This is a genomic window from Frankia sp. Allo2, from assembly GCF_000733325.1.
Classification (GTDB): domain Bacteria; phylum Actinomycetota; class Actinomycetes; order Frankiales; family Frankiaceae; genus Frankia; species Frankia casuarinae.
In genome coordinates, this window is sequence record NZ_JPHT01000006.1 from 74038 (window position 1) to 87145 (window position 13108).

The window sequence follows — 13108 nt, forward strand, 5'->3', positions numbered from 1 at the left end:
GGCGGGGGGCTAGGCCGAGCTCCGCCGGATCCGACGACTGGCCAGCTCGTCGCCGGGATGGGTCGCCGGCGGATGACCAGGCCGCTCGCAGGGCAGTTCGGCCAGCTGGCCACGCATGTCGCGCAGGGCTCGGCCGACGGCGATGGCGAACACGCCCTGTCCACCCCGGACAAGATCGATCACCTGATCGTCCGAGGTGCACTCGTACACGGTGGAGCCGTCGCTGATCAGGGTGAGCTGCGCCAGGTCGTCCACGCCGCGGGTACGCAGATGTTCCACCGCCACCCGGATGTTCTGCAGCGACACACCGGCCTCAAGCAGCTTGCGGACCACGCGCAGCACCAGGACGTCACGAAAGGAGTACAGCCGTTGGCTGCCGGAACCGGACGCGTCGCGGACGCTGGGGACGACCAGAGCGGTCCGAGCCCAGTAGTCGAGCTGGCGGTAGGTGATGCCCGCCGCGGCGCAGGCCGTCGGCCCCCGGTACCCGACGTCGTCCCCCGGCGGTTCGGGAATCTCATCCGGAAAGAGCTGGCCCTGTTCGATCATCGCTGTACGCACTTCGCCGCCATGCCAGCCCCATCCTCTGGACCGTTCCGGATCCGTCCCGACCGCCGACGTCACCCGACGCCGCCATCCCGGACACCCGGCCCGATCGAACCGTTTCCACTGTCGTGCGGCCTGCCACGATCACCTCGACCGCACGACTCCCCGACCACCGACGGCCGGCGAGGCCGCGGCGTGGCACCCCTGTGCCCGTAATCCGGGACCGCCCGTCCACCCGTCGGCACGGAACCGGGCAGAGCACATCACGCCGTTGCCACGGCCCGGCAAGGTCAGAGCCGGAGAGAGCCCGTTCCGCCACGTCTACCGCGGGCAGGGGCACGAACTCTACGGTCGGGCTCTCCCGACCGTAGGAGCGACGCGCGGTTCCTTCAATGATCTAAGCCGGCGTGTCTGGAGTCCAGCGGACGTCATTCAACAGATCGGTCAAATCGGAAGCTCGCCCCGATACTGCCCGCACTGTGGATCACAGTGGATCACAGCCGACCTCGGCCACGGCTCGCTGACAGTCTCAGCGGCCGACCTGCTCCCAGGCGGGCACGCCAAGGGCTGGGAAGCCTCGGGAGCCGGGAACCCTCAGGAGCCGGGGGTGTTGAAATCCTCCGGGGAGATCGTGTCAAGGAACTCCCGGAACTTCTCCAGCTCGCTCTCCTGTTCTTGTTCCTGTTCCTCGGGAACGGTGATCCCGGCCTCGGCCAGGACCGCCTCGACCCCGTAGACCGGCGCTCCCATCCGCATCGCCAACGCGATCGCGTCGGACGGCCGGGCGGAGACCTCCACCCCGTTGCCGAACACGAGCGTGGCGAAGAAGACGCCGTCCTGGAGGTCGGTGATGGTCACCCGGGTCAGGTCCGTCTGCAGCGCACGCAACACGTCCCGCATCAGGTCATGGGTCATAGGTCGAGCCGTCGTGATGCCCTCCTGGGCGAAGGCAATCGCCGTCGCCTCGACAGCACCGATCCAGATAGGCAGATACCGCTCACCGCCCACCTCCTTGAGCAGGACGATCGGCTGCTTCGACGGAAGCTCGACTCGCACGCCGACGATGTCCAGCCGATGCACCGATCTACCTCCTCGCAGGTGGGGCGGGGCGGGATGTTGTGACCGGAGCCAGAAAACCCCACAGGGGAGACAGTATCCCCGCTTCCGTCCGGCGTCAGCGCGCCCACCGGTTCGGCTGTCCGGCAAGGCACTCCGAGCGCAGCCCCGACAGCCTCCTCACCTTGGTCTCAACTCGATCGTCCCGCCGCCAGCCGGGAGCGCAACAGGGCCGCGTGCAAGCGGACCAGCAACGCCGCCAGCTCATCGGCGGTCTCGGCGTGCCGTCCCGAGCCCTCACCACCGCGCTGGCCCCGCAACGGGGCGACGGCGGCCTCGATGAGACCAGCCTCACGGTCGGCCACCGTACGGGCGGCCCGCAGATGCCGGGGCTGCACGCCGTGGCCGGCCAGCAGCGCCACGGTCCGCGCGACGAGCAGGGCGTCGGAATCGTAGTACCCGCCGCCGGCGATCGGACCCACCAGGCCGTGCTGTTCCAGCTCGGTCAGGGCCTCGTCGCCGAGCCCCGCGGCGGCGAGAAGCTCCCGGCGCGACATTCTGACCCTTTCCGCCCCGAGGAACGCGTCCAGGCCGGTAGGGGCCGGATGCGGGGGCAGCGCGCGGGGTCCAGGCCGATGCACCGGGGTCTCACCGCGGTCGAGCGACGCCAGCTCCTCCTTGATCACGCGCAGCGGAAGAAAGCGCTCCCGCTGCGCGTGCAGGACGTAACGGAGCCGGGCGACGTCGTCGACCGAGTACTTGCGGTAGTTCGCGCTGGTACGGGCGGGTTCGACGAGTCCCTCCGCCTCGAGATAGCNGATCTTCGACAGGGTGATGTCGGCGAAGTCCGCCCGCAGACGGTCGAGAACCTGGCCGATGTTGAGCACCTTCGCGTTCTGTCCGGCCTGGTCCGAGCGCGTTGCGCCCGAACGCGGGGCCGACGATGCCGCGGCGAGGCCGCCGCTCACCGTGGGTCCTTCCTCGTCACCGTGCCGCTGACCCCCCGTAGCTCGCGCCAGTCAGGAACACCAGTCGGAACTTGCCGATCTGTACCTCGTCGCCGCTGGTGAGCTCAGCCGAGTCGATCCGCTCGCGGTTGAGGTAGGTACCGTTCAGGCTCCCGACGTCGCGAACCGAGAAGCCCTTGGTGTACGGCGAGCGATGGAACTCCGCATGCCGACGGGAGACGGTCACATCGTCGAGGAAGATATCGCTCTCGGGATGGCGGCCGACGGTCGTCATGTCGGCGTCCAGCAGAAAACGACTCCCCGCATTCGGCCCCCTCTTGACGACGAGCAACGCCGAGCCGGGAGGTAGCGCGTCAACGGCGGCCACGGCGTCCCGCTCGGTCGACTCGTCGACGTGATCGCCCTCGATGCCGGACAGCGCGGCCGCCAGGTTCAGCGTTGACGTCTGCTCCGCGGGTCTCTCCGGCGCCACGGGCTCACCCGGACGTACCAGAGGAGACCCGCACCGCGCGCAATACAGCGCGTCGGACGGGTTCTGCTGTCCGCACCTCGTGCAGAACACAGTCGCGTCCGCTTCCTGCCGGGATCCCGCACGGGCGGGGTACCCCAGCCGCTTCGGCCGCCACCGGACGGGCGGCGGGAACGTCTCTGCCAACACTGCGATGGTGGTAGCCAGACGTCCGCAGCCCACCCCCATCACCAGGATGATCACATGGCGACGGTCGGGCCGTCCACGATCGTGCCCCGGTGCACTCCGAGGCTAGTGCATCGCGGGCACGGTCGTGAAAAGAGTGCGACCCGTGTTGTTCGGCGTGGCGTGGCCCACCACCCACCAGAAGCACCAACCAGATACTCTCAGTTTTCCTTCACGTGCTCCGCGTACTCTTCGGCGGTCAGTAGGCCGGTGACGTCGACGACATCCGCGACCGTGAGCTCGACGAGCCAGCCTTCCCCATAGGGATCAGAGTTGATCAGTTCCGGCGCACCGGCAAGTGCCTCGTTGCGCGCCGTCACCTCTCCGGCGATCGGCGCGTAGATCTCGGACACGCTCTTGGTCGACTCGACCTCTCCGAAGGACTCACCGGCCTGGACCGCGGAGCCGAGGTCGGGCAGAGAGACAAAGACGATGTCGCCCAGCGCCTCCTGCGCGTAGGACGTGATGCCGACCCGTGCCGTGCTCCCGTCGAGCCGGATCCATTCGTGCTCACGGGTGTACTTCAGGTCGTCCGGGTACACCGGAGATCGCCTCCCCTTGCTCTGACCACTGCGCGGACCGCTCTGCGCCGCCCGGCCCGACGCCATACCGTGCCGCGCCGCGCCGTGAACTCCACCAGGAACCACGTTCCTCGGCTGGCCCGGGGACAGGGGGTCTCCTATCCGGCCGGACGGGCGTAGCGAGGACTCGGAGCGGGTCGCAGCGCACGGATCTCGATGTGCTCGGAGGTCCGAACGGTCGCCTGCGCCCCGTCCCGTGCCGCTACCGTATCGAGCACCCCGCCGGGGATCCGCATCGCCTGGTCCAGCGTGTGGGCGTCGCCCACCACCCGCAGCACGTACGGCGGCGCGATCGACGTGCCGTCGACCACCAACCCCCGCCCGGGCTCGTCGGCCACGTAGGTCGAGACGACCGCTCGGACCCCGGCGATCTCGATCGCCTCGGCGCCCGCGTCCCGTAGCTCCTGCAGGGCGTCGACGAGGATCGAGGCGTCGACCGCGCGGTGAGGGTCCTGGATCGTCAGCTCGAGCCCCGATCCGGTGACCGGCACCATGCCGGTGAGGATCGCCAGCCGGTCGGCCTCGCGACGCACCTCGTCCGGCCCGGCCGCCGGGGCCGGCACCGACGTCGGCACGGGCGGCATCATCGGTTCCGCCTCCCGGCGGAGCTGCTGCTCCCGGGCTGCCAGGGACCGGTCGACGGCGCCGATCGCACCGAGGGTCGCGGCGAGCTCGTCCGGCCGCGCGGTGGCGAGTCCGAAGGACGGCTGCGCGGACCGGGTCGCGGCGACCGCGGCGAAACCGAGACCGGCGAGCAGGACCAGACTCAGGGCACGCCGCGTCCGGGCACGACCCGGCCGGACGTGCCCCGGAACCGGGCTCGGTGTCGGCTCCGACGCGACAGGGACCACGACGGGCGACGTGGGCGGGTCCGACGGCGCATCGGAGACCGGCGCATCGGAGACCGGCACCGGATCGGGCTTCGGATCGGATGCGGACTTCCGTCCGGGCCCGGATTCCGAAGGGTCGCCTGTCGATGTCACCGCCATCGTCAGACCTTGATCAGATGTTGGCGCAACGCGGTCGCGGTGGTGAAGATGCGGATGCCCAGCACCACGACCACCGCGGTGGACAACGCGCCGCCGAACCCGATCAGGTCGCCGAGCAGCACCATCAGGACGGCGATCGCGACGTCGAAGACGAACGAGACGATGAACACCCGGTCGTCGAACACCCTCTCCGCGACGGCCCGCGCGCCGCCGAGAGCAGCGTCCACCGCGGCCACCACGGCGACTGGGAGGTAGGGATCCATCCAGTCGGGGACGGTCGGGCCCAGCACCAGGCCGGCCGTCACGCCCAGGGCAAGGGCTACCACGGCGATCATGATTCGCTCCGTCGAGCATGCCGCAGCACCTGGGGATCGGCCGCGGGCAGGGTCAGGTTTCTGACGGTGACGACCGACAGGGAGGTCACCGGTGAGTCGGGACGATGCCGCAGCCGGTCGATCACGGCGGACTCCTCGAGACGCCGCACGAGATCGTCCGGATCACCCACCGCTTCGACGGTGTACGGCGCGATCATCGGTACGAATCCGACGAGAATGAGATCACCGGCCGCCCGGATAGCGCTGAGAGCCGTCAGGCGGACGCCGTTGACCGCGACAGCCTCGGCACCCGAGATCCACAGCACGTTGACGAGATCGGCAAGATCTCGATCTTGAATCCGGGTCCAGCCGGACGCCGGTGCGGGGTGGGGACCGGCGAGCCCGGTCAACGGGCGCAGCGGGGTGGGTGCCGTTGACGCACGAGGTGCCGACGGTGCCGACGGTGCCGACGGCCCGGGGGCGGTCCGGTCCGCGAGCTCGATCCGGGCACCCGGTCCACGCACGGGGGACCAGCCTGCCGCCGGCCCGAGATCCGACAGCGCCGCCGTGGCCCAGGCCAGCTCACGCTCGGCCCGGGCGCGCTGTTCCCGCGCCGTCTTCACCCGCAGGCGCAGCTCGCCGACCCGGGTCGCGGCCGCAGTGGTCACGGCGGATCGCTCATGTATCTTCGCGCGCAGGGCCGCGACGAGCTCCGCACGTTCCCCGGCCGTCGTCGCGGCACGCCGGGCCCCGGTCGCGATCACCAGGCCGAGCAGGCCGAGGACGAGGGCCAAGGCGAGGGGACGCTGCCAGGGGCGACGGGGCCGCCCGGAGACGCCGCAGGGATCCGAAGGGCCGGCGGCCCCGGGGCATACCGGCCCTCGGCGTGGCCATCCGGTCCGTTCTCGCACATTCGGCATTCTGACCGACCGGACACCGAGCGCCGCCGACCAAGGCCTCGCCGCGCGTGCCGCGGCTACCGCGCCTCGACCACCTCGACCCAGCGCCGCAGCAGCACGTGGGCCTCCTCGATGTCGGCGCCCTCCGACCACAGGTGGGTGACCGCCTCGCTCGGGTCAGGCAACACCAGGATCCAGGAGCCGTCCGGACCGACGATCCGAACCCCGTCCGTGGTGTCGATGACATACCCCGTATCCGGGTCGACCGACTCCACCACGCGACGCATGACGGTGCCCTTGACCGCCCACGGGGTGGGCACTGAACGGCGCAGGATCGCCACCGAAGGTATCCGGGCGTCGATGGTGCTGAGTGTCAGCCGGGTCCGTGCCACCAGGGCCAGCAGTTTCACGAACGCCGCGATCCCGTCGATCGCGGGGGCGAACTCGGGGACGATGAAGCCGCCCCGCCCGTCGGCGGCGAAGACGATGCCGTCGTCACGGGCGACCCCGGTCAGCGCCGCCGCCGACAGGGAGGTCCGGCGTACCGTCAGCCCGTGGAAGCGGGTGACCTGGTCGGCTACCCGGGTGATGGTCACCGGGAGGGCTACCTCCGCGCCGGGATTCTCCGCCGCGACGAGGTCGAGGAACACCAGCAGGGCCCGGTCATCGTCGATAAGGTCCCCCCGCTCGTCAACGATCGTGACGCGCTCGCCGACATGATCGAACCGCACGCCGAAGGCCGCCCCGGAGCTGGCGACGAGGGCGCCCAGGCGGTCGGTGGCCCGCAGATCCTCCAGGGCGCTGCGGGGCGGGATGGTCTCGTCAACGCGTCCGTTGACGGTGAGCACGTCAACGCCGAGCCGGCCGAGCAGTGTCGGCAGCACCAGGGACGCCGAGCCACCCGAGGAATCAACGACGATCTTGAGATCCGCCTCGGCGACGCCGGCGGTATCGACCCGGTCGAGCAGATCCTGGATGTAGAGATCCATGGTACGGGCCGGGAAACGCAGGTCACCGATCTCACCGGGAAAGGCCCGGCGGAACTCCTGGCGGGAGAAGACCCGGTCTAGCTTGCGCTGTGCCACCGGGGAGAGGTCGTCGCCGTCGGCATCCAGGAAGATGATGTCGATGCGTTCCGGGTCTCCGGGGGTGGTGCGCAGCATGATCCCCCCGGCGGCGTTGGACGAGCGGACGTCGAAGCGGGTGACCGGCATCGGTGCCACCTCGAGATCACGGACGTTGATGGCGCCGGCGGTCAACGCGCTGATGACGGCCCGCTTGAGGGCCCGGGCGGCGCGGGAACCGTCCCGCGCGGTGGTGACGGTGGCCCCCTTCTTCAGGGTCGTGGCGTAGGCGCCGGCGAGGCGCACCACCAGCTCCGGGGTGATCTCCGCGTTCACCAGGCCGGACACCCCGCGCGGCCCGAACAGGGTCCGCTGGCCGCGGGACTCCCAGATGACGGAGGTGTTGACGACCGCGCCGGCCTCGATCGTCTTGAACGGATACACCTTCACGTCATGGGAGACGAACGCCTCCTCGCGGACGACGCACTCGTCTCCGACGACGGCGCCCTCCTCGATCCTGGCCGCCCGCAGCACGTCGGTGCTCTTGCCGATGACGCAGCCGCGCAGGTTCGTCTGCGGGCCGATGAGCGCGTTGTCCTGGACGATCGCCCGGTGCAGGAACGCGCCGCTCTTCACCAGCACGTTGCTGCCCAGCACGGAAAACTCCCGCAGCTCGGCGCCGGCCTCCACCTTGCTGTAGTCACCGACCACGAGCGGCCCCTTGAGGATCGCCTCCGGATGGACCTCGGCGTCCTCACCGATCCACACCCCGGGGGACACCTCGAAACCGCCGATCTCCACGTCGACCTGGCGGTTGAGCACGTCGGCCTGGGCCCGTTGGAAGCTCGCGATGGTGCCGACGTCCTCCCAGTACCCGGACGCCACGTAGCCGTACACCGGGGCACCCGCCTCGACCAGCCGGGGGAAGATGTCGCCGGACCAGTCCACCGCCTCGCCGGGCGGCACCTGGGCAAGCACCTCGGGCTCCATCACGTAGATGCCGGTGTTGACGGTGTCGGAGAACACCTGCCCCCAGGTCGGCTTCTCCAGGAAGCGCTGGATCCGTCCGTCCTCGCCGGTGATGACGATGCCGAACTCGAGCGGATCGGGGACGGATTTCAGCGCGACGGTGACGAGCGCGCCCTGACGCCGGTGGAAGGCAACCAGGTCGGTGAGGTCGATGTCGGTCAGCGCGTCCCCGCTGATGACCAGGAACGCCTCGTCCCGCAGGGCGTCCTCGGCGTTCTTCACGCTGCCGGCGGTGCCCAGCGGGGTCGTCTCGGTGGCGTACGACAGGTGCATCCCGAGCTCGTCACCGGAACCGAAGTATGTCCGGATCATCGAGGCCAGAAACTGGACGGTCACCACCGTCTCGTCGAAGCCGTGCCGTTTGAGTAGGCGCAGCACATGCTCCATGATCGGCCGGTTGACGACGGGGAGCAGTGGTTTGGGCAGGTTCGCGGTCAACGGACGCAGCCGGGTGCCCTCGCCACCGGCCATGACGACGGCTCTCACCGGTCACCTCCCACTTGCGCTGGTCCGGGCGTCCGCCCGGAAGCGCCGGACGAGCTGGCCGGCCTGGACGAAGTACAGAAGACCAGACCACCAGTACAGGGCAGTACCCCAGATCGCGAACGCCCATCCGACCGGGCGTGCCGCGGTGGCCAGCCAGGAATCCCCGGCGGACAGCAGCAGGAGAGGGAAGGCGTACAACAGGTTGAACGTCGCAGCCTTGCCCAGGTAGTGCACGGGCAGCGTGACGCCGACCCCGATCCTGCGCAGCAACGGCGGCAGCGCCAGCAGCGCCACGTCGCGGGCAAGGAGCAGAACCGCGAACCAGACCGGCACGATCCCGCGGAGGGTCAGAGCGACGATGGTGGCGAGGATGTAGAACCGGTCGGCGAGGGGATCCAGCAGGACGCCGAGGCGACTCGTCTGGTTCAGCACCCGCGCGAGCTTGCCGTCCAGGTAGTCGCTGATTCCGGCGAACGCGAGAACGCCGAGCGCCGCACCGTCCGCCTTCGGACCCAGCACCAGCCAGAGGAAGACCGGCACGCCGAGCAGCCGCAGGGCGGACAGCGCGTTCGGAACCGTCCAGATCCGGTCCGAGGCGGTGGGCATGGTCATGCGGCCGTCTCTCCTCCACCGGTTGGGCGGCGCGACGCGCCGCGAAGGCGGTGAACGGCAGCCCACCGCACCCGGCGCTCCCGCAGGTCCCCACCCGACGGGTTCGGCGCCAGTGGGGACGTCCGGGCCCGGTGGGGGCCGCAACGCCCCGCCGACGGGCCGGACATCGCTGACGCTAGCGGATCGTGGGACACGGGGAGCGGAGAGGGATCCGCCGGCGGGGTACCCCGGCGTTCGGACCGGGTCGGATGGGACCGGGCTCAGAGGATGCGGCCGACCTTGTAGGTGGAGCTGTAGATGGGCCGCAGCGACACGACACCGCCGGTCTGCGGGGCAGCCCACATATACCCATTCCCGGCATAGATGCCGACATGGTAGATATTCCCAGGAGTACCGTAAAAGATCAAGTCGCCGGGCTGCTTGCCGGACTGGGGCACCTTCATCGAGACCCGGTACTGGTCCTCGGCCACGCGCGGCAGCGAGCGGCCGAGTTGTTTGAAGACGTACTGGACGAGTCCGGAGCAGTCGAACGAGTACGGACCCTCCGCGCCCCAGACATACGGCTTACCCTTGTTCAACGACGCGAGGTAGACGGCCTTCTCCCCGATCGAGCTACCCGGGATGACCTTTGGGATCGCCTGGTCGATGACGGAACCCGACCCTCCCGAACCCGACCCTCCCGAACCCGACCCTCCCGAACCCGACCCTCCCGAACCCGACCGTCCCGGACCCGTCGGACTCGCGATCGTCACCGTGGCGGCACCGGCCACGGAGGGACGCAGGGCGTTCGATCCGTCGAAGACCGCGGTGATCGTCGTCGTGGAGAGCAGGCGCGCGGTGATCTGCGCGGCGCCGTTCGCGTCGGTCCGCAACCTCGTGGAGGTCTGCCACTGGGGACCGTTCACCACGACGATACGGACGTCCTGGTTCGCGAGCGGGGTGCCGCTGTCCGATTCCAACGCCCGCACCGTGAGCACCACCGGGGTGTTGGGCGCGACCGAGGTCTTGTCCGCGGCGATCGAGACGCTGGTGAAGACGGGGTCGTGGTCCGCGATGGCGGTGGCCAACGGGGCGAGCCTGCGGGCCGAGGCCGCATCGCCGCCGGTGGCGTGGTGTCCCGGGACGAGCGCGGCTTCCTGGGTGAGGGAGTTCGACTCCAGTGACGAGGTTCCGTCGGCGCCCCCGGGGACGGTGGCCGCGAAGGCGGCGGTCGAGGCCGCGATCGTCCCGGTGGTGAACGCGGCGATGGTGACCGCGCGTCGCGGAGGAGGAGTGGTACGGCGGCGAGCCGCGCCGGAGCCTGAGGAGCCGTGGGGCGCCGGCGGGCGCTGACGATTCCGGACGAACTGGTCCCAGTCCTCCGGAAGCCAGGCCATACCACGACGGGGCAAGACGTGTCCTTCCCGTGCGCCTACGAGGGAGCTGTCGGGTTCGGGCTGGCCAGCCCGGCGGCCGACGACCCGGTCAGTGCCGTCACCGCCAGAACGCGGCCGGATCCGCCGGCCACACCCGGAACCACGGCTCCCCGCACCTGCCCCGACATACTCGGAGGGGCCGCCGAACCGGGGGCAGGACCAGGCACATCGGTCCGACGGGTATCTCTATCAAAATAGGTATATCTGTATGACATGTAGCAGACACTTCATAATCCGGACACCTATGGATCGGTAGAACAGAAGTGCCGTTGATGACCATAGTGGACATACCCGGGCGGCTCGCAATCACCCCCACCCCAACGCTTGAACACGGCACCAGAAGACCGTCGCTACTCGGCAAGAAGTACGGATGCCGTCACGCCGGGTGTCCGTCGGCGGCTTGATCACGCCACCTCGCGTCAGGTCGTCACGACGCCCCGAGCATCGACGTGTCGTAGATCTCGCCGGCTGTCTCGTCGGCGATCCGGCAGCGGAACGGGCCGGGTCGTCAGGGTGCGGGCGGCGGGTTCACGCTCGGGACGGAACCGACCTGCGCCGGCGGCTGCCCGGGCGACGGCTGCCCGGGCGATGGGTGCCCGGGCGATGGGTGCGCGGGCACGGGCCCCCGCGACGGATCCGGCGGAAGCACGCTCGCCGCAGACCGGGCCGGCACGACGGGCGCGGCTCCTGCCGAGGATTCGGCGTGCGCGTACACCACCAGGTTGTTGAGATAGTGCCTGGCCTTCCGGTCGAAGGCGCCCCCGCAGGTGATCAGGCGCAGTTCAGGGCGGATTACCGGTCCGTAGACCCGGTTCGTCGGGAACCTCGACTTCACCACGTTCTCCGCGCGATCGACGACGAACGTCGTGGACACGCCGGTCGGCGAAGCGACCTCGATACGGTCGCCGGGCACGAGCTCGTGCAGCCGGTAGAAGACCGCCGGGCCGGTGGTGGAATCGTAATGGCCGACGAGCACGGCAGGGCCGATGCCACCAGGCGCCGGACCGCGGTCATACCAGCCGACATCTCCCCATGCCTTGGGCACCCCGAGCGTGCCATCCGGGTTCAGACCCAGATGAATGATCGGAGCGTCCACCCTGATCCGGGGGATGCGCAGCCGGGACGGATTGTTGACGACCACCACTGGCTGCTCGGGGACGGCGGGAGGTAGCCCGAACCGGCCGGTCGTCGGCACGGGGGTGGGCGGCGGCGGGACGTCGGCGATGTCGGCCGTCGCGTCCGCCCCGGGAGCGCCATGGACGGCATCGAACGCCGGTTCCGCCAGCCGGAAACCGCTGCCGAGGACGAGGACCGCCCCGACGAGGAGAAGCCACCGCCAGAGCGGGATGCGCCGACCCGCGACGGGTGTCCGGACGGAGAAGGCCGTCGGTGCGCCGTTCGCGGGCCGCTGGTTACCGCCGCCCGTCCCACCTTTCACAGCTCCTCCCGCCATCCCGCCCGTCGATCGTCCACGTACGCGTGCGGATCGCTCCCGAGGTGGATCGTCCGGCGCCCCGCCCGCGGCTCCGAACCGTCACGTGCCAGGGTCACGNAACCACCGACGGTGACTCTACCAATCAGTGAAGATACTTTCCGTGAGCGGCATGCTTGTGAGCGAGGTGTACCGGTCTCAACGATTCCGAGATCACCGAAAACTGGACGAACTAGACCGAAAAAGCAACCCGATCGCCGCCACAAGGAGGTCGATCCGGCCGCACCACGCCCGGGCGGTTAACCCGCATCCCCACACTCAGTCGCTATGGTATCACTCGCAGTAACGAATAGATCACCGTACGTGAGAGAGGGGACCAGATGAAGAAAGGTATGGGTCGAAGCGCCGCCGTTCTCGCGATATCAAGCGCGGCGAGCGTCACCCTAACCTTCGGGCCCGGCCTGGCCGCTGCCCACGCCCTCGACGACAAGGACAACCACCGGTGCGACGACAAGAAGGACGGGTGGGGCCTCTTTGGCGACAAGGACAATCTGGACGGCAAGGACCGCGACCGCGATGACAAGATCGACGGCGACAAGCGGATCCGGGCCGATCGGATCGACGACGGCAGGGACGGCCTGGACGGCAAGAACGGCAAGGACGGTCTGGACGGCAAGGACGGTCTGGACGGCAAGAACGGCAAGGACGGCAAGGACGGCAAGGACGACTGGTTCAACTGGGACGACAAGAAGCGCGACTGCGCCATTGCCGGCGTCGGTGCCGGCGTCGGTGCCGGCGTCGGGCCGGGGGGCGGGCCGGGGGGCGGTGTCGCCGCAGGTGGCGGCGGGATGGCCGACCCCGGGTCCTCGCCCCTGCTCCCGCTGGCCGGTGCGGCAGTGGGCGCCCTGCTGATCGGCGCCGGGGTTACCCGACGGCGCGCCCAGGGTGCGAGCTGACCCTGCTGTTCGGCGGCCCTGCGGCGTGCGGACACCCTCGTGGGTGACGGCCTCGGCCTGGTCCCAC

13 protein-coding genes are annotated in these 13108 nt (G+C 69.9%); 1 reads left to right on the forward strand and 12 read right to left on the reverse strand.

The annotated features are described in order from the left end of the window. Positions 1 to 9: 9 nt before the first annotated feature. The 12 genes from ALLO2_RS06720 to ALLO2_RS06775 form a co-directional block, all read right to left on the reverse strand. A complete protein-coding gene (locus ALLO2_RS06720; RefSeq protein ID WP_035730550.1) occupies positions 10 to 549 on the reverse strand; it encodes a MerR family transcriptional regulator in 540 nt (179 codons plus the stop codon). 591 nt (positions 550 to 1140) lie between these two features. Further along, positions 1141 to 1626 (reverse strand): bifunctional nuclease family protein, encoded by a 486-nt coding sequence (locus tag ALLO2_RS06725; protein WP_009739504.1) that lies wholly within the window; start codon positions 1624 to 1626, stop codon positions 1141 to 1143. Positions 1627 to 1793: 167 nt separating this feature from the next. After that, the gene (locus tag ALLO2_RS06730) at positions 1794 to 2570 is read right to left on the reverse strand and encodes a MerR family transcriptional regulator (RefSeq protein WP_035730552.1); all 777 of its coding nucleotides are present in this window, start codon (positions 2568 to 2570) and stop codon (positions 1794 to 1796) included. Between the two features lie 16 nt (positions 2571 to 2586). After that, positions 2587 to 3132 carry an FHA domain-containing protein gene (locus tag ALLO2_RS06735; protein WP_009739506.1) on the reverse strand — a complete coding sequence of 182 codons (546 nt, stop codon included), beginning with the start codon at positions 3130 to 3132 and terminating at the stop codon, positions 2587 to 2589. 293 nt (positions 3133 to 3425) lie between these two features. Then, positions 3426 to 3806 (reverse strand): glycine cleavage system protein GcvH, encoded by a 381-nt coding sequence (gcvH, locus tag ALLO2_RS06740; protein WP_011435909.1) that lies wholly within the window; start codon positions 3804 to 3806, stop codon positions 3426 to 3428. Positions 3807 to 3943: 137 nt separating this feature from the next. After that, the gene (locus tag ALLO2_RS06745; RefSeq protein WP_232234940.1) at positions 3944 to 4696 is read right to left on the reverse strand and encodes a DUF881 domain-containing protein; all 753 of its coding nucleotides are present in this window, start codon (positions 4694 to 4696) and stop codon (positions 3944 to 3946) included. A gap of 140 nt (positions 4697 to 4836) precedes the next feature. Continuing rightward, entirely contained in the window at positions 4837 to 5169 is a 333-nt protein-coding gene (locus ALLO2_RS06750; protein WP_011435907.1) for a small basic family protein, read from the reverse strand. Continuing rightward, positions 5166 to 5942, reverse strand: coding sequence for a DUF881 domain-containing protein (locus ALLO2_RS06755; protein ID WP_232234941.1), 777 nt, complete (start codon positions 5940 to 5942; stop codon positions 5166 to 5168). The genes ALLO2_RS06750 and ALLO2_RS06755 overlap by 4 nt, the downstream gene beginning before the upstream one ends. A gap of 182 nt (positions 5943 to 6124) precedes the next feature. Further along, the gene (locus tag ALLO2_RS06760) at positions 6125 to 8611 is read right to left on the reverse strand and encodes a mannose-1-phosphate guanyltransferase (RefSeq protein WP_011435905.1); all 2487 of its coding nucleotides are present in this window, start codon (positions 8609 to 8611) and stop codon (positions 6125 to 6127) included. Positions 8612 to 8629: 18 nt separating this feature from the next. After that, on the reverse strand, positions 8630 to 9238 hold the full coding sequence (locus ALLO2_RS06765) for a CDP-alcohol phosphatidyltransferase family protein (protein WP_011435904.1): 609 nt from the start codon (positions 9236 to 9238) through the stop codon (positions 8630 to 8632). 260 nt (positions 9239 to 9498) lie between these two features. Continuing rightward, positions 9499 to 10614, reverse strand: a complete 1116-nt coding sequence (locus tag ALLO2_RS06770) for an NlpC/P60 family protein (protein ID WP_369808129.1) — start codon at positions 10612 to 10614, stop codon at positions 9499 to 9501. Between the two features lie 547 nt (positions 10615 to 11161). Continuing rightward, positions 11162 to 12091 (reverse strand): class F sortase, encoded by a 930-nt coding sequence (locus ALLO2_RS06775; protein WP_011435902.1) that lies wholly within the window; start codon positions 12089 to 12091, stop codon positions 11162 to 11164. 386 nt (positions 12092 to 12477) lie between these two features. Here ALLO2_RS06775 and ALLO2_RS06780 point away from each other — a divergent pair, with 386 nt between their 5' ends. Next, positions 12478 to 13041 (forward strand): hypothetical protein, encoded by a 564-nt coding sequence (locus ALLO2_RS06780; protein WP_232234942.1) that lies wholly within the window; start codon positions 12478 to 12480, stop codon positions 13039 to 13041. The last annotated feature ends 67 nt before the right edge of the window (positions 13042 to 13108 follow it).